The organism is Paracoccus sp. NIOT.M2S5SZ12 (assembly GCF_057748165.1).
Map to the genome: position 1 here is coordinate 1 of NZ_JBYLFR010000019.1, position 20,299 is coordinate 20,299.

Annotated in this window: 15 protein-coding genes, 1 tRNA gene and 1 pseudogene; 6 read left to right on the forward strand and 11 right to left on the reverse strand. The window is 67.1% G+C overall.

The genetic code is table 11. The annotated features are described in order from the left end of the window. From AC2SGK_RS15030 to AC2SGK_RS15055, 6 genes and pseudogenes are all read left to right on the forward strand, one after another. A pseudogene (locus AC2SGK_RS15030) lies at nucleotides 1-454 on the forward strand (hypothetical protein); the annotation flags it as partial. Between the two features lie 391 nt (nucleotides 455-845). After that, nucleotides 846-2,384 carry a class I SAM-dependent DNA methyltransferase gene (locus AC2SGK_RS15035; RefSeq protein WP_488324315.1) on the forward strand — a complete coding sequence of 513 codons (1,539 nt, stop codon included), beginning with the start codon at nucleotides 846-848 and terminating at the stop codon, nucleotides 2,382-2,384. Beyond that, nucleotides 2,381-3,727: a restriction endonuclease subunit S gene (locus AC2SGK_RS15040; RefSeq protein WP_488324316.1), complete on the forward strand. Its 1,347-nt coding sequence runs from the start codon at nucleotides 2,381-2,383 to the stop codon at nucleotides 3,725-3,727. The genes AC2SGK_RS15035 and AC2SGK_RS15040 overlap by 4 nt, the downstream gene beginning before the upstream one ends. After that, a complete protein-coding gene (locus AC2SGK_RS15045; RefSeq protein WP_488324317.1) occupies nucleotides 3,724-4,161 on the forward strand; it encodes a hypothetical protein in 438 nt (145 codons plus the stop codon). Before AC2SGK_RS15040 ends, AC2SGK_RS15045 begins: the two co-directional genes overlap by 4 nt. Further along, nucleotides 4,148-4,600: a hypothetical protein gene (locus AC2SGK_RS15050; RefSeq protein ID WP_488324318.1), complete on the forward strand. Its 453-nt coding sequence runs from the start codon at nucleotides 4,148-4,150 to the stop codon at nucleotides 4,598-4,600. The genes AC2SGK_RS15045 and AC2SGK_RS15050 overlap by 14 nt, the downstream gene beginning before the upstream one ends. Before the next feature lie 27 nt (nucleotides 4,601-4,627). After that, nucleotides 4,628-7,759 carry a type I restriction endonuclease subunit R gene (locus AC2SGK_RS15055; RefSeq protein ID WP_488324319.1) on the forward strand — a complete coding sequence of 1,044 codons (3,132 nt, stop codon included), beginning with the start codon at nucleotides 4,628-4,630 and terminating at the stop codon, nucleotides 7,757-7,759. A gap of 192 nt (nucleotides 7,760-7,951) precedes the next feature. Here AC2SGK_RS15055 and AC2SGK_RS15060 read toward each other — a convergent pair. The 11 genes from AC2SGK_RS15060 to AC2SGK_RS15110 all read right to left on the reverse strand — a co-directional run bounded on the left by AC2SGK_RS15060 (nucleotide 7,952) and on the right by AC2SGK_RS15110 (nucleotide 20,171). Continuing rightward, nucleotides 7,952-8,041, reverse strand: a tRNA-Ser gene (locus AC2SGK_RS15060). Between the two features lie 94 nt (nucleotides 8,042-8,135). After that, a complete protein-coding gene (locus tag AC2SGK_RS15065) occupies nucleotides 8,136-9,521 on the reverse strand; it encodes a M20 family metallopeptidase (protein ID WP_488324320.1) in 1,386 nt (461 codons plus the stop codon). Further along, the gene (locus tag AC2SGK_RS15070; protein WP_488324321.1) at nucleotides 9,518-10,279 is read right to left on the reverse strand and encodes an ABC transporter ATP-binding protein; all 762 of its coding nucleotides are present in this window, start codon (nucleotides 10,277-10,279) and stop codon (nucleotides 9,518-9,520) included. Before AC2SGK_RS15070 ends, AC2SGK_RS15065 begins: the two co-directional genes overlap by 4 nt. A gap of 1 nt (nucleotide 10,280) precedes the next feature. Next, the gene (locus AC2SGK_RS15075) at nucleotides 10,281-11,135 is read right to left on the reverse strand and encodes an ABC transporter ATP-binding protein (RefSeq protein WP_488324322.1); all 855 of its coding nucleotides are present in this window, start codon (nucleotides 11,133-11,135) and stop codon (nucleotides 10,281-10,283) included. Continuing rightward, complete coding sequence (gene nikC / locus AC2SGK_RS15080) at nucleotides 11,132-12,055, reverse strand: nickel transporter permease (RefSeq protein WP_488324323.1); 924 nt, start codon at nucleotides 12,053-12,055, stop codon at nucleotides 11,132-11,134. The genes AC2SGK_RS15075 and nikC overlap by 4 nt, the downstream gene beginning before the upstream one ends. Continuing rightward, on the reverse strand, nucleotides 12,052-13,122 hold the full coding sequence (locus AC2SGK_RS15085) for an ABC transporter permease (RefSeq protein ID WP_488324324.1): 1,071 nt from the start codon (nucleotides 13,120-13,122) through the stop codon (nucleotides 12,052-12,054). The genes nikC and AC2SGK_RS15085 overlap by 4 nt, the downstream gene beginning before the upstream one ends. Beyond that, entirely contained in the window at nucleotides 13,123-14,721 is a 1,599-nt protein-coding gene (locus AC2SGK_RS15090; protein ID WP_488324325.1) for an ABC transporter substrate-binding protein, read from the reverse strand. A 110-nt stretch (nucleotides 14,722-14,831) separates the two neighbouring features. Continuing rightward, nucleotides 14,832-15,791: a diguanylate cyclase gene (locus tag AC2SGK_RS15095; protein ID WP_488324326.1), complete on the reverse strand. Its 960-nt coding sequence runs from the start codon at nucleotides 15,789-15,791 to the stop codon at nucleotides 14,832-14,834. Beyond that, on the reverse strand, nucleotides 15,788-18,637 hold the full coding sequence (locus AC2SGK_RS15100) for a hybrid sensor histidine kinase/response regulator (RefSeq protein WP_488324327.1): 2,850 nt from the start codon (nucleotides 18,635-18,637) through the stop codon (nucleotides 15,788-15,790). The genes AC2SGK_RS15095 and AC2SGK_RS15100 overlap by 4 nt, the downstream gene beginning before the upstream one ends. Next, nucleotides 18,634-19,032, reverse strand: a complete 399-nt coding sequence (locus tag AC2SGK_RS15105) for a hypothetical protein (RefSeq protein WP_488324328.1) — start codon at nucleotides 19,030-19,032, stop codon at nucleotides 18,634-18,636. The genes AC2SGK_RS15100 and AC2SGK_RS15105 overlap by 4 nt, the downstream gene beginning before the upstream one ends. A 152-nt stretch (nucleotides 19,033-19,184) precedes the next feature. Next, nucleotides 19,185-20,171, reverse strand: coding sequence for a siderophore-interacting protein (locus tag AC2SGK_RS15110; protein WP_488324329.1), 987 nt, complete (start codon nucleotides 20,169-20,171; stop codon nucleotides 19,185-19,187). Between the last annotated feature and the right edge of the window lie 128 nt (nucleotides 20,172-20,299).

A 20,299-nucleotide genomic window follows, 5' to 3' on the forward strand; every position in this document is an offset into this window, starting at 1 on the left:
CAGCGTAAGGTTTAGGCTGATGATCTGTGACGCATTCCCTGTTCATCTCGACAGCCGCCGCTCATGGCTCAAGGGACTTCGGGCAATTCATGTGGACGGACAACAGATCGACATCGTCACGACGCCCTGCAACTTCGGCGGCGAACGGCGCTGGTTCCTCTGCCCAGGCTGCAACAGGCGTTGCGCTATCCTGCGCACGGGCCTGCGCTGCAACGAATGCCTCGGCGGGCGTCACGGCAGCGAATTGAACGCACCCGTGGATCGCATGAGTGCGAAGGCGCGAAAGCTGCGGCGGCGCCTGGGCCAAGAGGAACCCAACCCTACCTTCCCTGTCCCGCCCAAACCGCACCGGATGCGTTGGCATACCTACATGCGCATCCGCGCGGAAATCGTCCGTCTGGAAAATGAGAACTTCAGGATCCTGACCCGGGGGTGGAATGTTCGCGGTCGGTGAGGACGATGCCGCTGGCTTAGAGGCCACAGCCCCGCCCATCGGTCATTGGTGGCAGAAGCTACCGCAATCGGGGCAATTCGCGTGCCGGGACCAACGATCAACAGGCCAATCATCGAGTAGCTGAAGCTCGCGCAGTCCTGTGACGCGGCCCCGACGCGACTGATCGTCAAAGCAATCCAAGCAGATGTCAAGCTGGGTCCCATTCCCAGCGACGTCTTCCCCCGCCCTGTTGACCTCTGTCTGTTTGAGCCCCATGACTCTGACGCTCGATCAAGACCTCCCGTCCGCCGCGCAGCGATCTGGCGCCTGAGCATCCCTTCTGCGTGTTGCATCTGGAAACTGCCGCGGCATTGACCTAGCCTCTCCCCGAATTGAGAGGACAGTATTTCACATGGCATCAAAGGATAACGCGTCGGACCTGGGAATCGAGGCCAGCCTGTTCAAGACCGCCGACAAGCTGCGCGGCAACATGGAGCCATCGGATTACAAGCATGTTGCGCTGGGGCTGATCTTTCTCAAGCACATCTCGGACGGCTTCGAACTCAAGCGCCAGGAACTGCTGGCGGAATATCCCGAAGGGGCCGAAGACCCTGACGAATACCTGGCCGACAATATCTTTTGGGTTCCGGCCGAGGCGCGCTGGTCCAGCCTTCAGGCCAATGCCAAACAGCCCAGCATCGGCCGCCTGATCGACGAGGCGATGATCGCCATCGAAAACGTTAACCCGTCGCTTAAGGGCGTGCTGCCCAAGGATTACGGCCGCCCCGCACTAAACGCGGTCATGCTGGGCGAGTTGATCGACCTGATCTCGGGCATCGCCCTGGGCGAGGGCAAGGACAAGGCCCGCGACCTCTTGGGTCGGGTCTACGAATACTTCCTCGGCCAGTTCGCGGGCAGCGAGGGCAAGCGCGGCGGCGAGTTCTACACCCCCCGCTCGGTCGTCCGCACCATGGTCGAGATGCTCGAACCCTACAAAGGCCGCGTCTACGACCCCTGTTGCGGCTCGGGCGGCATGTTCGTGCAGTCCGAGAAGTTCGTCGAGGCGCATGGCGGCCGCTTGGGCGACATCGCCATCTATGGGCAGGAATCGAACTACACCACCTGGCGGCTGTGCAAGATGAACCTCGCCGTGCGCGGGATCGACGCTGACATCAAGTGGAACAGCGAAGGCACCTTCCACAAGAACGAACTGCCCGACCTGCGCGCCGATGTGATCCTGGCCAACCCGCCCTTCAACATCTCGGACTGGGGCGGCGAGCGGCTGCGTGAGGATGGGCGCTGGAAATACGGCATCCCGCCCGCGGGCAATGCCAACTTCGCCTGGCTGCAGCATATCCTGCATCACCTTTCGCCCACCGGCACGGCGGGGGTGGTGCTGGCCAATGGCTCCATGTCCTCGACCCAGTCAGGAGAGGGAGAGATCAGGAAGGCCATGATCGAGGGCGAGGTGGTGGATTGCATGATCGCCCTGCCGGGCCAGCTGTTCTATTCCACCCAGATTCCGGCCTGCCTGTGGTTTCTGGCCAAGGACAAGTCGAACGGCATCGCGCGCGACCGCAAATTGCGCGACCGGCGCGGCGAGGTGCTGTTCATCGACGCCCGCAAGCTGGGCGTCATGGTGGACCGGACGCGCAAGGAATTTGCCGACGCTGACGTTGCCCGGATCGCCGACACCTACCACGCCTGGCGGCTGGGCGAGGGCTATGCCGACGTGCCGGGGTTCTGCAAATCGGCGAGCCTTGAGGAGATCCGCTCCCACGGCCACGTCCTTACCCCGGGCCGCTATGTGGGGGCCGAGGCGGCGGAGGAGGACGAGACGCCCTTCACCGAACGCTTCGCCGCCTTGCAGGAGCAATTGGAGGCGCAGTTTGACGAGGCCGAGGAGTTGACGGCGACCATCCGGGCGCGTTTGGCGGGGGTCTTGTTGTGAGGCGAACGCTTCGTCTTGGCGATCACTGTCTGAAGATCGGCAGCGGCGCGACCCCACGCGGCGGCAAAGAAGCATACCTTGCCGAAGGCCCGTACTCACTCATTCGCAGCCAGAATGTCTTGAATGAGCGTTTTTCGGTTGGTGGGCTCGCTTTCATTTCTCAAGAACAAGCCGACCAGCTATCCAACGTCGAAGTTCAACCCGACGACGTTCTCTTGAACATCACAGGCGATAGTGTCGCTCGGGTGTGCCAAGTAGATCCCGTGGTTTTGCCTGCCCGGGTGAACCAACATGTCGCAATCATTCGGCCGAAGCCCGAGGTGATTGATCCGCGATTTCTCCGATACTTCATGGTCTCACCTGAGATGCAAGCTCACATGCTTGGGCTGGCGGCCTCTGGTGCAACCCGGAATGCACTGACCAAGGGGATGATCGAGAAGTTCGAGATTCCGGCAGTCCCCCTTCCCGAACAACGCGCCATCGCCGCCACTCTCGGGGCGCTGGATGACAAGATCGAGTTGAACCGGAAGATGAACGCCACGCTTGAGGCCATAGCGCGGGCGCTGTTCCGCGACTGGTTTGTCGATTTCGGCCCCACTCGCGCCAAGATGGAAGGCCGCGAGCCCTACCTCTCGCCCGACCTCTGGTCCCTCTTCCCCGACCGCCTCGACGCCGAGGGTAAGCCAGAGGGTTGGGGCCGGAAATCCTTTGGAGAATTGCTTACTTCATCAATCGGTGGCGACTGGGGGAATGGGGAACAAGACGCAAAGTTCACCGCCCCTATGGCTGTAATTCGTGGCACTGACATCCCTGATCTGGTGAATGCGGGGCCGAACCGGGTTCCCCTGAGGTTTGCCAATGAAAAAAAGCTTGAAAAAAGATTTCTGCAACCGGGTGACATAGTTATCGAGGTTTCTGGCGGAAGCCCGACACAGCCAACAGGTCGATCGCTGTACTTCACGCAATCTATGCTGAATCGTTTCAGCGTTCCTGTTGCGCCCACCAGCTTCTGCAGGCGCTTCAGGCCCATAACCGTTGAATGGGGGGTCGTGTTATCGCAGCACTTGCTAAACCTTTATGCAAGCGGCGGAACGTGGGAGTATCAAAATCAAAGCACGGGGATCGCTAACTTTCAAACCTCTCATTTCTTGGAGGCTGAGAAGGTAATCGTTCCACCTGGAGAAGTCGTTTCAGGATTTTTCGCTATCTGCGCGCCAATGTTAGACCAGATGCAATCTATGGAAAATCATTACCTCGCCCAGACCCGCGACCTGCTGCTGCCGCGCCTCATGTCGGGCGAATTGCGGGTTGCCGATGCCCTGTCCGAACTGGAGACCGCATGACCCTGTCTCGCACCGCGCTGAAAGGCGCCATCCTTGACCGCCTCGACAGCCTTGGCCGGGAACACCCCCTTGGCCATCAGGGCGCCTATGCCAACCGTTATACCCTGCGCTCGGACCACGGCGCGCCCATCGAGGTGATGTTCGAGAAGGGCGAGAAATCGCCCGCGAATCTCTGGGTCCGCGCCGATCAGGCGGGCGCGCTGCAATTCGGCCCGATCCCGCTGCGCCACTCACCCGCCGCCACGCTGTATCAGAAGCCGTCGAAGAATGGCGGGCGCAGCTATGGCCGCCACTCCGCGCTGGAGCCGATGCCACTGCTGGGACAGGCCGACCTGCTGTGCGTGGCCCTGCGCAGTGTGAATGACCTAGAGGCGGTCATCGCAGTTCTTCTGAAGTGCAGCAGATGGGAAAGATCGGGGCATGAGCATGTCTGATGGCGAGGAGCCAAGCCGGAACAACAGCTCATCTATCGTGCTTGAGCTTCTCAGCCCATGGCAGAGAGCGAAAATGAAAGAGCTTGGACGACAGGCGATCAACCAGCTTACCCGCATCAAGGCGTCAGGAATCTTCGCCGGGCATAGTTATAAGAGCGTATGGGGTGAGTATTCTCATCACGTCCAGAACGGTGACTACCACGACGCGTCCGACATTTTGGACGACATGGTAGCTGATGTCTGCAAACGGATCGCCGAAACAGTGCCGCAACACGAACTTGCGCTTTTTGAAAAACTTGCAGGCATACTCGCCGATGACCCTCAAACTCCGGGCGTTATCTACCTGGCGACAGAATTGCAGGAATGGGTGGCCGAACGGGCAAGTTGGCGTAATCTTGAGCGCTATTCCGACGACTATAATTGGTACGATAACCTTTAGCATTCTAGATTTGGTGAGAAGCCCCGGATGACGATCTTGAGCGAAGCTGAAGTAGAGGCCGTTCTTCTCGATCAGCTGGCACGACTTGACTACGCGTGCCTGTCAGACAAGGCCGCCGGTCCGGATGACAGCGCGCCAGAGCGTGAAGCCTATTCCGACACGATCCTGACGCGGCGTCTGGAGGCCGCAATCGCGCGGCTGAATCCAAACATTCCAGAAGAGGCTCGCGCCGATGCGCTGCGCCAGGTGATCGCCGCCGAGCGTCCGTCGCTGATCGAGGAGAACCGTCGCCTGCACCGGCTGATGGTCGAAGGCGTGCCGGTCGAATACCGCGCCGAAGATGGCACGATCCGCGGCGATGCGGTGCGGCTGCTGGATCGGGCAGATGCGGCGAATGACTGGCTTGCGATCTCGCAGTTCACGGTCGCCGAGAACGGGCATAACCGGCGACCCGATGTGGTGGTGTTCCTGAACGGCCTGCCCGTCGCAGTGATCGAGGTGAAAAAGCCGGGGGCCGAGGCGGCCTCGCTCGGGGCGGCCTACAACCAGCTTCAGACCTACAAGCGGCAGATCCCCTCTCTGTTCAGGACCAATGCGTTGCTGGTGACGACAGATGGGATCGGGGCGCGGGTCGGCTCTCTGACGGCGAATGCGGAGCGGTTCATGCCTTGGCGTACGATCGACGGGTCGGACCTGGCATCGAAGGGCGCACCCGAAATGTCGGTACTGGTTGAGGGGCTGTTTCAACGGGACAGGCTGCTGGCGCTGATCTCGGACTTCACCGTGTTCGGCGATACGCCCGGCGGCATCGCCAAGATCATAGCCGGGTATCACCAGTTCCATGCCGTGCGTCGCGCTGTGGCCAGTACGGTCACGGCAAGCCGGAGCGGTGGGGACCGCAAGGCCGGAGTGATCTGGCACACCCAAGGGTCTGGGAAAAGCCTGCTGATGGCGTTCTATGCCGGGCAGCTGGTGCGCGAACCGGCGATGGAGAACCCGACCATCGTCGTCATCACCGACCGTAACGACCTGGACGACCAGCTGTTTGCGACTTTCGCAATGTGCCGCGACCTGATCCGCCAGCCCCCCATCCAGGCCGACAGCCGCGAGGATCTGCAAAGAGCCCTTTCGCGCGCCTCGGGCGGGGTGGTTTTCACGACGATCCAGAAATTCGCGCCCGAGAAGGGCGAGGCCTATCCAATGCTGACCAACCGGCGCAATGTCGTGGTGGTCGCGGACGAGGCCCATCGCAGCCAGTATGGCTTCAAGGCTAGGATCGAGAAGACCGGCGAGATGGCCTACGGCTTTGCCAAGCATCTGCGCGACGCGCTGCCCAACGCATCCTTCATCGGTTTCACCGGCACGCCGATCGAGCAGGACGACGTCAACACGCCCGCCGTCTTTGGCCATTACATCGACATCTACGACATCAGCCGTGCGGTCGAGGATGGCGCGACGGTTCCGATCTATTACGAAAGCCGGTTGGCGCGCATCGAATTGCCTGAAGAGGAAAAGCCCCGCGTCGATGCCGAGATCGAGGCCCTGACCGAAGACGAGGCCCTTGGTGAGCAGGAGCGGATCAAGCGCAAGTGGTCGACGATCGAGGCGCTGGTCGGTGCCGAGCGGCGGCTGCGCATGGTCGCCGAGGACCTCGTCGCGCATTTCGAGGCGCGCGTGCAGGCCATGGACGGCAAGGCGATGGTCGTCTGCATGAGCCGGCGCATCTGTGTCGATCTTTACGATCAGATCGTCGCGCTCCGGCCCGACTGGCATTCGGACGATGATAACGCGGGATCGGTCAAGATCGTGATGACCGGCTCCGCCTCCGACCCCGAGGGCTGGCAGCTGCATCTGGGCGGCAAGGCGCGCCGCGACCTGCTGGCCAAACGCGCCAAGGACCCGGCCGATCCGCTGCGGTTGGTGATCGTTCGCGACATGTGGCTGACGGGGTTCGACGCCCCTTCGATGCACACGATGTATGTCGACAAGCCGATGCGCGGCCATGGCCTGATGCAAGCGATCGCGCGCGTGAACCGGGTGTTCCGTGACAAGCCCGCAGGGCTGGTCGTGGACTATATCGGCATTGCACAGAACCTGAAGGCTGCCCTTGGGCAGTATTCGGCGGCGGACCAGGAACAGGCCGGGATCGATGAGGCCGAGGCCGTCGCGGCGCTTCTGGAGCGGCTGGATATCGTGCGCGCGATGTTTCATGGGCTCGACTATTCGACAGGTCTGACGGGCACCCCCGAACAGCGTCTGATCGCGTTGGCCCAGGCAATGGACTGGGTTCTGGCGAGGCAGGATGAGGCCGCGCAGCGAGAGAGGGACCCGGACGCCAAGAAGGCCGCCCATCGGCGCTTTCAGGATGCCGTTCTGGCGCTGTCCAAAGCCTTCGCCTTGTCTGCGGCCAGCGACGCCGCACAGGAGGTGCGTGACGAGGTCGGGTTCTTCCAGACCGTGCGTTCTGCAATAGTCAAGGCAGCCGACAGCAGCGGTCGCTCCGCGGCATCACGCGATCTGGCCATCCGTCAGATCATCAACGACGCTGTCGCCTCGACCGAGATCGTCGATATCCTCTCGGCGGCCGGTCTTGCCTCGGCGGACATCTCGATCCTTTCCGACGAATTTCTGGCCGAGATCGGCCAGATGGAAAAGAAGAACCTCGCGCTGGAGGCGCTGCGCAAGCTTCTGAACGATGAGATCCGGTCACGGTCACGGTCGAACGTGATCGAGACACGCAAGTTCTCCGAGCGGCTTGAGGATGCCATCGCGCGCTATCACACCAACGCCATCAGCACGGTCGAGGTGTTGCAGGAGCTGATCGCCATGGCCCGCGATCTGCGCGCGGCGCGCGACCGGGGCGAAGAAGAGGGCCTATCGCCTGAGGAGGTCGCGTTCTACGACGCGCTGGCCGACAACGAGAGCGCAGTTCAGGTCTTGGGCAACGATCAGCTGAAGGTCATCGCCCATGAGCTGCTGAAGGGCTTGCGCGCGAATGTCACCGTGGACTGGGCTCACCGCGACAGCGCAAGGGCGCGGCTTCGGGTGCTCGTAAAACGGATCCTCCGCAAGTTCGGCTATCCGCCGGACCTTGAAGATGCCGCCGTTCAAGGCGTGCTGGCCCAGGCAGAAGCGCTGCTCGGCGGATTATCAGACTGATCGTTGCTCTCGCCATGAGCATCATACAGGTTCAAGCTCTGTACGCAGAGAAAGGTCGTCCCAGGTCCATGACCTGAGTCGATCCGTTGCAGGCAGTCGCGTTCAGGTGCGTTTGCGAAGATGGGCTCTATGATGCGCGGCCCGGTAGAGGCGCGCATAAATAGAAAAATATCAATGACTTACTGATGATTATGGCGGAGACGAAGGGATTCGAACCCTCGAGACCCTTTCGGGCCTGCACCCTTAGCAGGGGTGTGCCTTCGACCACTCGGCCACGTCTCCGCCGACCCGTATATGGACCTCTCCTGCGGGGGGCAAGGGGGTTTTTGGAATCGCATGGCGGCAGGACTATAACGATCATCCGGGGCCTCGCCGCTCAGCGACCGGCGTCGTCCGCGCCGATGTCCCACCATAGCCCGGCCATCACCTGCAGCGCCTGCCGGGACAGGCTGGCCAGCGCATGTTCATCCGGCGCGTGCTGGCAGCAGCCGCGATAGGAATGCGGAATCCAGACCGTCGGCATGCCCAGGATACCCGCGAAGCAGTCGTTCGGCAGCGACCCGGCCAGATTCGGCAGCAGATGCGGCGTGATCCCCATCGTGTCCTGAACCGAGGCCGCCACGCGTCGGACCCAGGGGTGGTCGGGCATCAGACGGGTCGCCGGGACCAGATCGCCGTCGCGCGGCAGGATGCGCACCGCGTGATGGCCGTGGCGGTCCAGATGGCGGCGCAGTGCCGGCAGGATGTCGTCGGGATCGGTCCCCACGACATAGCGCAGCTGGCAGGTCGCCCGCGCGCGGCCCGCGATGGCGTTGACCGGCGCCTCGGGCACGCCCGAGGCCATAGCCAGCACGGCGAAGCTGTTCCACGCAAAGGCGCGCTCGGTCGGCGTCAGGTCGGCCTCGCCCCAATCGGGATCGACCTCGGGACCGCCGGCCTCGATCACCGGCAGGTCCGCCAGCGCCGCGCGCAGGGCCGCATCGACCCCCGCGGGGCGCCATTCCGGCACGCGGATCTGGCCGCGGCCGTCGGTGATGCAGGCCAGCGCCTGCGCCAGAAGGATGGCCGGATCGGCCAGAAGCCCGCCCCAGTTGCCGGAATGATGCGCCCCGTCGCGCAGATCAACCGCCAGATCGAAGGGCAGCGCCGCGCGCGAGCCCATGAACAGCGTCGGCACCCCCGCCTGCAGCCGCGGCCCGTCGGAGGCGATCAGCACATCCGCCGACAGATCCGCCGCATGGTCGCGGCAGACCTGCGCCAGACCCGGCGACCCGGTCTCCTCGGACATCTCCAGGATGATGCGCAGGTTGAAGCCCAGATGCCCCCGGACGCGCAGCACCGCCTCCAGCGCGGTCAGGTTGATCAGGTGCTGTCCCTTGTTGTCCGCCGCCCCGCGCCCGTACAGCCGGTCGCCCTCGGCGGTCAGCCGGAACGGGTGCAGCCCGTCGCGCCACTGGTCGGTCTGGGCGCGCACCACGTCGCCATGGCCATAGGTCAGGACCGTCGTCAGGGCCGGGTCCTCGATCCGCGACCCGATCAGCAGCGGGCCGCCGCGCGGGTCGGGATTGTCGATCAGCCGGCAGTCGAAGCCCAGCCCGGTCAGGCGCGGCACCATCGCCTGCGACAGATAGAGGCCCAGCTCCTCGCGCCGGGCGGGGTCCTGGCTTTCGGTGGGGCGAGCGACCTGGGCAGCCAGATCGGCAAAGAAGCCGCCCTCGTCGAATTGGCGCGTGGCGGCGGCGATGGCGGCGTCGCGGGTCATCGGGGCTCCTCGGGGTGGTATCCGGCCGAAGCCGCGATCAGTCGGGTCGTGTAGGGCTCAGCCCCCTGCCCCGCCCGCAGGCGGTCGGCGGGCAGGATCTCCACGATGCGGCCCTGCTGCATCACGGCCAGCCGGTCGCACATATGGGCGATCACCGCCAGGTCGTGGCTGACCATCAGATAGGTCAGCCCGTGCTCCTCGCGCAGATCGGCAAGCAGGTTCAGGATCTCGGCCTGGACGCTGACATCCAGCGCGCTGGTCGGCTCGTCCAGCAGCAGCAGGCGCGGCTCCGCCGCCAAGGCGCGGGCGATGGCCACGCGCTGGCGCTGCCCGCCCGACAGCTGATGCGGATAGCGGAAGCGGAAGCCCCGGCCCAGGCCCACGTCGTCCAGCAGCCTGACGATGCGCTGGTCGATCCGGTCCATGCCCTGCAGGCGCAGGGTCTCGGCTAGGACGGCATCGACGGAATGGCGCGGATGAAGGCTGGCATAGGGGTCCTGGAACACCATCTGCACGCTGCGGAAGAACGCCCGGTCGCGGCGATCGCCGCGCTGGTCGCGGCCGTCGACCGCGATGCGCCCCGACCAGCCGGGGATCAGCCCGCCGATGGCGCGCAGGATGGTCGATTTCCCCGAGCCGCTCTCGCCCACCAGGCCGAAGCTTTCGCCCGGGCCCACGTCGAAGGCCGCGCCGTGAACGACGGTCTTGCGGTCCGGCTCCTGGCCGAACCAGATGTCCAGATCGGAAACGCTCAGCATCTCAGGGGCCTTTCACCACGGGGTCGCGCCAGCTGTCCTGTCGCTCCAGCACCGACAGGCGCGACACGGGCGCGTCCAGCCGCGGAAGGCTGTCCAGCAGCCCGCGGGTATAGGGGTGCTGCGCGCGGTGCAGGTCGCGCGCGGGCAGCGTCTCGACCACGCGCCCGGCATACATGATCAGCACCCGGTCGCAGAACTGCGCCACCAGGTTCAGGTCGTGGCTGATGAAGATCAGACCCATGCCGCGGTCGCGGACCAGCCGGTCCATGATGTGCAGCACCTCGGTCCGGACCGACACGTCCAGCGCGCTGGTCGGCTCGTCCGCGATCAGGATCTGCGGGTCGGGGGCCAGCATCATGGCGATCATGATGCGCTGTCCCATGCCGCCCGACACCTCGTGGGGATAGCTGTCCATGACGCGTTCGGGGTCGCGGATCTGCACGGCCTCCAGCATCTCCAGGGCCTTGGCGCGGGCGGCGGCGCGGGGCGCGCGGGCGTGCAGGCGATAGGCCTCGATGATCTGCTGGCCCACGGTCATCACCGGGTTCAGGCTGAACTTGGGGTCCTGCATGACCATGCTGATGCGCCCGCCGCGGATGGCGCGCATCTGCCGGTCGGGCAGGTTCAGGATGGACTGGCCCTCCAGCGCCATCCGGGCGGCCTCGACCCGGCCGGGCGGGCGCACCAGGCCCAGGATGGCGCGGCCGGTCATGGACTTGCCCGACCCGCTTTCGCCCACGACGCCAAGGCGTTCGCGGCCCAGGTCGAAATCGATGCCGCGCACGGCCTGGAATTCGCCCTGCCGGGTCGGGAAGGTGACGCGCAGGTCGCGCACGGACAGAAGGGGCTTGGTCACGACTTGTCTCCCTTGGGGTCCAGCACGTCGCGCAGCCCGTCGCCCAGCAGGTTGAAGGCCATCGACACCAGGAAGATCGCGATACCCGGCATGGCGGCGACCCACCAGAAATCCAGGATATAGCCCCGCCCGTCGGATATCATCGCCCCCCATTCGGGCAGCGGCGGCTGTGCGCCGAGGCCCAGAAAGCCCAGGCCCGCCGCCGACAGGATGATCCCCGCCATGTCCAGCGCCACCCGCACGATCAGCGACGACAGGCACAGGGGCCAGATGTGGCGGATCAGCAGGCGCAGCCGCCCCGCCCCCTGCAGGCGCGCGGCGGCGATGAAGTCGGCGTTACGGATGGTCAGCGTCTCGGCCCGCGCCAGGCGCGCATAGGGCGGCCAGGCGGTCAGCGCCAGCGCCAGCACCGCGTTGCCGATGCTGGGCCCCAGGGCCGCGACGAAGGCCAGCGCCAGGATCAGCTTGGGGAAGGCCAGGAAGATGTCGGTCACACGCATCAGCACCTGGTCCACCCAGCCCCCGGCAAACCCCGCCACCGTGCCGATCAAGAGCCCGATGACCGGCGCGATCAGCGCGACCGTGCCCACGATGAACAGCGTGATGCGCGAGCCGTGGATCAGCCGCGAGAGGATGTCGCGCCCCAAGGCGTCGGTGCCCAGCCAATGCGCGGCCGACGGCGGCTGCAGCCGGTCGGCCAGGTTCTGGGCATAGGGGTCCTGCGGCGCGATCCAGGGCGCCAGGATCGCCATGCCGATCAGCAGCGCCAGGATGATCAGCCCGACCATCGCCAGCCTGTTGGCGCGGAAGGTCAGCCAGCCCTGATAGATCGCGCCAAGCCGCGCCTGGCGGCGGGTCTGGGGCGCGTCGGACAGCAGCCAGTCGCGCCGGCTTTCCGGGGGGCGTGTCATGGCGCTCATGTCGACCTCGGGTCCAGGAAACGATAGAGGATGTCGCTGAACAGGTTCAGGACCACGAAGCACACGCCCACGACCACCGTGCCGCCCAGCACCGCGTTCATGTCGCCCGACAGAAGGCCGCGGGTGATGTAGCTGCCCAGGCCCGGCCAGCTGAAGATGATCTCGGTCAGCACCGACCCCTCCAGCAGGGAGCCGAAGGACAGCGCGATGACCGTCACCAGCGGGATCGCGATGTTGCGGAAGGCGTGGCCCCAGATGACGGCGCGTTCGGACAGGCCCTTGACGCGGGCGGTGGTGATGTATTCCGCCGACAGTTGCTCCAGCATGAAGCTGCGCGTCATGCGGCTGATATAGGCCAGCGAATAATAGCCCAGCAGGCTGGCCGGCAGGATGATGTGAGAGAACGCGTCGCGGAACGCGCCCCAGTCCCCGGCGATCAGGCTGTCGACCAGGATCATGCCGGTCACGGGGGGTACCATCCCGTCATAGATGATGCCCTGCCGCCCCGGCCCCCCGACCCAGCCCAGAATGCCGTAGAAGATCAGCAGGCCCATCAGCCCCAGCCAGAAGATCGGCATCGAATAGCCGACCAGCGCCACGACGCGGGCGACCTGGTCGATGACGCCGCCGCGCCGCGCCGCCGCGATCACGCCCAGAGGCACGCCGATCACGACACCGATGAAGGTCCCCAGGGCCGCCAGTTCGAAGGTCGCGGGAAAGACGCGGGCGATGTCCTGCGCCACCGGCTGCCCGGTGGAGATGGAGCGCCCGAAATCGCCGCGCAGCACGTCGCCCACATAGGACAGGAACTGCACGATCAGCGGCTTGTCCAGGCCCATCGCCACATAGGCGGCGTCGTACTGGGCCTGGGTGGCGCGGTCGCCCACCACCTTCAGCACCGGGTCGATCGGCATGACCCGCCCGATGATGAAGGTGACCAGCAGCAGCCCCAGGAGCGTCAGCGCCAGCGACAGGACGGTCCCCGCCACGCGGCGCAGGCGCCGGCGGGTCAGGGCGCGGCGCCGCGACGGTGCGGTCGCGGCGCCGGTCGGATCGGTCAGGGCCATTTATTCGCCCTTCGTCACCTGGCGATACATGACCGACGAGATGGCGCCGCCGCTCCACCAGTTCTGGACGCCGTCGCGCAGGCCGACCTGTTCGATGCGCTGGAACAGCGGCACGATGGGGGCCTCGGCCTGGTACTGGCGCTGGATGTCCTGATACATCGCGGCACGGGCGTCGGCGTCCTGCTCCAGGGTGGCGGCGACGGTGGCCTCGTTCATCTCGGCCGGGACCTCATAGGCGTTGCGCCAGGCCAGCAGGCCCACGGCCGCGGCCTCGTCGCTGTTGTCGGGGTTGTAGGCGAAGGTCGCGGCATTGGTGTTCGGGTCCGAATAGTCCGGGCCCCATTCGCCCAGGAAGATCGGCACCTCGCGGGCGCGATAGGCGTCCAGCACCTGCGCGCCGGTCATCTGTTCGATGTTCAGCGTCAGGCCGACCTGGGCCATCGACGCCTGCAGGGTCTGGGCCACGTCCACGTATTCGCGCAGGTCGCGCACGCGGGTGGTGATGGTGCCGCCCTCGATCCCCGCATCGGCCAGGATCTGGCGGGCCTTCTCGACGTCATAGGTCCAGGGCTGCTCCTCCAGCACGCCCAGATAGCCCTGGGGCAGGAAGGTCTGGTGGGTGACGAACTGACCCTTCAGGAAGCTGCCGGTGATGCCCTCGTAATCGACCAGATGCTTCATCGCCTCGATCACGGCGGGGTTTGACAGCAGCTCGTCCTTCTGGTTCAGGCCCATGTAGAGGATGCGGCCGCGCGGCTCGTCCTGGACGGTGATCCCGTCCACGGCGGCGATGGATTCGACATCCGTCGGCGTCAGGTTGCGCGCAACGTCGATGTCGCCCTGCTCCAGCAGCAGGCGCTGCGCGCTGGATTCTGCGACGTTGCGCACGATCACGCGCTTCATCGCGGGGGCGCCCTGCCAGTACTCCTCATAGGCGGTCAGCTGCACCGCCTCGTTCGGGCGCCAGGCGGCCAGGACATAGGCGCCCGATCCGGCCTCGTTGGTGGACAGCCAGGCATTGCCCATGTCGCCGTCGACCTCGTTGGCCATCACGGTCTCGCGGTCCACGACGCTGGCGATGTTGGCGGTCAGGCAGTTCAGCACGAAGGACGGCGCATAGGGCTTGTCCAGCACCAGCGTCAGGGTGTTGCCCTCGGCGGTGATTCGCTCCTCGACGTTGTCGGCGGTGAAGCCGAACTGCGTCAGGATGAAGGCCGGGGTCTTGTCCAGCTTGACCGCGCGCTGCAGCGACCAGGCGGCATCCTCGGCGCGGACCGGGTTGCCCGAATGGAAGGTCACGTCCTCGCGCAGGGTGAAGGTGATCGACAGCCCGTCCTCGGCCACGACCCATTCGGTCGCCAGGCTGGGCTGATAGCCTGCCTCCGGGTTCAGCGGGTCGAAATCCACCAGCCTGTCATAGGTGTTGTTGTTCACGTCGTTGCCCGAGAACTCGAAGCTCTGGGCCGGGTCCAGGCTGATGATGTCGTCGATGGTATGGGCCACGACAAGCGTGTCGGCGGGCGTCTCGGCAAAGGCCGCGGGCGCAAGCGCCAGGGCCGAGGCCAGCAGAACGGCGCGGGTGGTCAGGTGGAAGGTCATGGCGGATTTCCCTGTCTCTGAACGGCCCCCGCCTTGCTGCGGGGTTGCACGCCGTGCAGCCTGACCCAGAGCGGCGGCGCATTCAAGCGCCTCGTGCCGTCCGCCGCCCCTCAGCCCGCCGCCCCGGTCTTGGGGGCCGCGCGGCCGTCCTCCTCGCGCGCCATCACCTGGCCGCTGACCCGGTTCCGCCCGGCGATCTTGCTGCGGTACAGCATGCGGTCCGCCCCGGTCAGCCACAGGTCGTTCGTGCCGCCCATGTCGCAGCGCCCGGCCGCCACGCCGATGCTGACCGTCACCACCGATGCCGCCGTCGAAGCGGCATGCGCGATGCCCAAGGCCATGACGCCCGCGCGCATCGTCTCGGCCAGGTGCAGGGCGCCGTCCAGGTCGGTGCCGGGCAGGATGCAGGCGAACTCCTCGCCGCCATAGCGCGCGCACAGGTCGCCCGACCGTCGGATGCTGGCCGCCAGGGCCTGCGCCACGGCGCGCAGGCAGATGTCGCCCTCGAGGTGGCCATAGGTGTCGTTGAAGCCCTTGAAATGGTCGATGTCCAGCATCAGCACCGCGATGGGCGCGCCCTCCCGCGCCTGGCGGTGCAGCTCGGCCTGCAGGCGCCGCTCCAGCGCCCTTCGGTTGGCAAGCCCGGTCAGCGGGTCGCGCAGCGCCTGCTCGGCCAGCTGGTCGCGCAGGCGCTTCATCTGGACGTGGTTGCGCACGCGCCGCTGCAGGGTGGCGGGGCGGATCGGCTTGGTGACATAGTCGATGGCACCCAGGGCCAGGCCGCGCAGCTCGGCCTCGTCGTCACCCAGGGCGGTCGCGAAGATCACCGGCACGTCGCACAGCTGCGGGTCCGCCTTCAGCAGGCGGCACAGCTGATAGCCGTCGATGCCCGGCATCACCACGTCCAGCAGGATCAGGTCGGGGCGGCTGGCATGGGCCACCTCCAGCGCCTGCTCGCCCGACAGGGCGAAGCAGATGTCGTAATCCTCCTCCAGCACGGCCGAGACGATCTCAATGTTGGCGGGTTCGTCGTCGATGACCAGGATGGTCGGGCGGCTCTCCATGCTCATGTCCTCAAGGGGCCGAGATCGGCGTGGGGGGCGTCCAGAAGGGCGGCGGCCGCGGCATAGTCCAGCCGCACCAGCGCCTGCCGGACCGGGTGATCGGCGCGGGTCGCGGCATCCAGGTGCAGCGCCTCGGCCAGGCTGTCGAAGCTGGCGCGGGCGGCCATGCTGCGGCGGCGGACCTGCTCCAGCAGATGGCCGCGCAGCCGCTCGACATGGGCCGCCTCGCCGGTGGGCGGCGGGCCTGCGGGCGACGGCGCTGCGGACGCCGCGTCGGGGGGCACGACAGAAGGACCGGCCAGCGTGTCCGCCGCCCCGATCGCCGCAGCCAGCAGCCCGTCCAGCTCCTCCAGCAGGGCGTCGACCGGCTCGACCTCCCCGGCCCCGAGGCAGGCCTCCAGCCGCGAGGCCAGGATCGCGACCAGCGGCAGTTCCAGCGAGGCCGCCACCCCCTTCAGCGTGTGCGCCATGCGATGCGCCTCCTCCAGCCGGTCCTGAGCCACGGCGGCGCGCAGCCGGGCCACGGCGTCGCGGTTGTTCTGCGCAAAGGTCAGGATCAGGCGGTGCAGCAGCGCCCGCTTGCCATTCACCCGCGCCAGTGCGGCCGGAATGTCGAAGGGCGGCAACGTATCGGGCAGATCGCCCGTCGCCGGCCGCCCGGCCGGGGCCGCGGCCTCGACCGGGGGGGGCACGACGCGCATGTGCCGCGCCAGGACCGCGATCAGATGCGCGGGATCGACCGGTTTCGTGACGTGATCGCACATGCCCGCGTTCAGGCAGGCCACGCGCTCCTCGTCATAGGCATGGGCGGTCAGGGCGATGATGGGCAGCCGCGCGGCGTCCCGGCCTTGCCGGATGCGGCGGGTGGCGCTCAGCCCGTCCATCTCGGGCATCTGCATGTCCATCAGGACGGCGGCATAATCGTCGCCCCCCGCCTCGACCATGCGGCAGGCGATCAGCCCGTTCTCGGCGCAGTCGACCCTCAGACCGGCATCGGTCAGCAGGGCGACCGCGATCTCCTGGTTGATGGGATTGTCCTCGACCAGAAGGACGCGCTGCCCGACAAGGGCGAGGGGCAGCGCGGGCGAGGCTTTAGCGGGGGCGGCGGCGCCGGCCTCGGCCGCGGCGTGGCGTTCGGCCAGGCCGGGCAGCTGCTTCAGCGCCTCCAGCAGGCTGCGCGCGTCGATGGGCTTGGCCAGGAACAGGTCGATCGGCTCTCCGGCGGCCTCGGCCATGACGACATCGACGCCATGCGCGGTCATCACCATCGAGGCGGGCCGCCGGCGCAGCGCCATGCGGCGCAGCGCACGCAGCGTCTGCAACCCGTCCATACCTGGCATCTTCCAGTCCAGGATGACCAGGTCATATCCAAGCCCGCGCTGATCGGCGGCCTGCACCATGTCCAGCGCCGCCCGCCCCGACGGCGCCAGGATCACCCGCATCTGCCAGCGCGAGAAGATCTCCTCCAGCATCTTCAGCGCGATGGGGCTGTCATCGGCGATCAGCACCCGCAGGTCGCGGATCGCCAAACAGGGCAGCACGGTCTCGGACACGGCCTCGGTGCCGACGCCCAAGGTGACCGAGACGGTGAAGGTGCTGCCCTTGTCCGGCACGCTTTCGGCGCGGATCCAGCCGTCCATCTGCGTGACGATCTGGCGGCAGATCGCAAGGCCCAGCCCGGTGCCGCCGAAGCGCCGCGTGGTCGAGCTGTCGGCCTGCGCGAAGGGGCTGAACAGCCGCGTCATCTGCGCCTCGGTCATGCCGATGCCGCAGTCGCCGACGGCGATCTCGACGCAGGCGCGTCCGTCGCGGCACTCCGCCATGCGGGCGCGCAGGACGATCTCGCCGTCGCGGCTGAACTTGACGGCGTTGGACAGCAGGTTCAGCAGCACCTGATTCAGGCGCAGCTCGTCTCCTACCAGCACTTCGGGCAAGGCCGGGTCGATCTCCTGGCGCAGGGTCAGGTTGCGGCTGGCCATGATGTCGGCAACCATCTGCACCTGGCAGGACATGGCCGAGCGGATGTCGAAGGGCCGCGCCTCCAGCGTCAGCGCCCCCGCCTCGTTCTTGGAGAAGTCCAGCAGGTCGTTTATCAGCCGCAGCAGCGCGCCGCCCGCGGTGCTGATGCGCGCGACATGCTCGCGCTGGCGCGGCTCCAGCGCGGTGCGCTGGACCAGGTGGCAGAAGCCCAGGATGGCGTTGATCGGGGTGCGGATCTCGTGGCTCATGTTGGCCAGGAACATGCTTTTCGTGCGGTTGGCGGCCTCGGCCTCGCGGGTGCGCTCCTCCAGGGCGGCGCTCTTGGCCACGATCTCGTCGCTCATCCGGCCGATGCGGTCGAAGGACTGCACGACCTTGTCGCTGACCCAGACCAGCACGGCCGTCTGGAACGCCACGATGGCCCCGTGCAGCAGCACCCGCGCCAGATCGCCGTCGGTCGCGAAGACCGCGCTCGGCAGCAGATAGAACAGGACCAGGTGGTGGACGGTGATCGCGGCGGCCGCCATGATCAGCGCCGTGCGGTCGAACCAGGCTAGGTTCAGCGCCAGCACGGCATAGAAGTACATGTGCATGTCCATCTGCCAGCCGTGCCCGTCGAAGACCAGGAGGAACAGCGCCGGTTCGCCCACCAGGGCCACGGCCGACAGGCTGCGTGTCACCGGCGCGGTGCCGTGGCGCGTCCAGATGACGTGATAGATCGCGGCCAGCGCCCCGGCCAGGACCATGGCGCGGATCGGGGACATACTGCCCACCCAGGCCGCGGCCAGCCCGACCACCGGCACATGAGCCCAGAACAGCGTGACCAGCATGCGGCCATAGCGGGCGCGCAGGGCGTTCAGCTCGACGTTCATCGCGCGCCCTCCGGGTTGGCCGCGACGCAGCCCAGATCCGCCGATGCCGGCAGCACCGCCCACGCGCCCAGGGCGCGCGCCCGTTCGGCAAAGTCAGGTCGGTCCGACAGCGCAAGGCTGATCCCCGGCAGCCGGCCAAAGCCCAAGGTCCCCCCTCCGGCGCGATGCACCAGGTCGATCACCGCGCCCGGCGCAAGCCGCGGCGGCGTCACGACCAGGAACTGTCCCGTCGTGCCGGGACGGCCAAGCGTCAACAGGCTGAGCGCCAGAAGGCCCGCGACGGCCAAGGCCAGCGCGGGCAGATGCGGCGTCAGGCGGTGCCGCGGGGATCGGCGCTGCCCGTGGGCCGGGCCGGGGACGGCGGTGTTCGGGATGGTCACGGGGGGGACGGTCACGGGCATGGTCCTGTGTCGGGCGATGGTCCCCGACCCATAGCAACCCGCGTTACGCCCTGTCCGCAGACCGGTAGAATGCAAGTGATTCCAGAACGACGCTGTTCACCGGATACGCATGCGAGGTCAGACGGAACCCCGGCTGGCGCCCGGCATCAGCCCGCCCGGCGGCCTGCCGTCCAATAGGCCGCGACCGTGCTCTGCCCGCGCGCCAGGCCGTGATCGGCCAGGATGCGGCGGGCGGTGCGGGCCTCCTCGGCCTCGGCCGCGAACCAGACATGGCCCTCCGCATCGGGCCGCCACGTCCGCAGCGCCGCGCAGAGGTCGTCCGTCACCGTGACGGCCGGGTCCTCCGCCAGCGGACCCAAGTCCTCCGGGTCGCAGCGCAGAACCGCCGTGGCGCGCCCCGGCGCCAGCCGCATCAGGCGCGCGACGGCGGGCAGCGCGGTCTGGTCGCCGAACAGGTGCAGCCGTCCCTCGGGGCACCAGCCGCCGCCCGGCCCCATCACCCCCACCGTCGCGCCCGGCGCGACCCGGTCGGCCCAGTCGCAGGTCGGACTGTCCGCATGGCGGAAGATCGCGATCTCGATCCCGTCGCCCTGCTGATCGGCCACGGTATAGACCGGCCGGTGCAGCGCGTCCTCGCCCTCGGGCCAGGCCGTGCGGCCGGAGGGACCGACCCGCGGCCAGGCCGCCTGCCGCCCGGCCCGCGGCAGCAGCAGGCGCACATGCAGCCCCCCCTGCCCCAGCCGCGCGGCGTCGGGCCCGGTCAGGTGCAGATGGGTGAAGTTCGCGCCCGATCGCCAGACCCGCGCCACCTGCATCAGCGACAGGCCCGGCGCCAGCGCGCCGACCTCCAGCGCGGTCCAGGCGACGGTCAGGCCGACCTCGGCCATGATCTCGGTCGCGGCCTCGCGGACGATGCCGACCAGCCGGTCCTCGGGGGCCAGGATCTCGATGCGCATGCCGGGGTCCAGCGCGATCAGGCGCAGTTCCGCCCCCCACAGCGTCACGGCCAGGCCCTCCGGCTCCTCGGTCACAGGCAGCGACCAGGCGGCGGCCCGCGCCTTCAGCGCCGCGGCCGCCGCGCCGGATGCGCGGTCGATGCTGCCCTCTGCCCGCCGATTGCGCAGATGCGCCATGGTGCCGTCCCTCTCCGCCTGCCCCGACCTGCATCGAGGGGGTTGCCAAGAAAAAAAGTCAACATTACCCATTCCGACAGGTCCGGGCCGATTGACGAATCCGACAAAACTAGTCAGATAACTCCCGA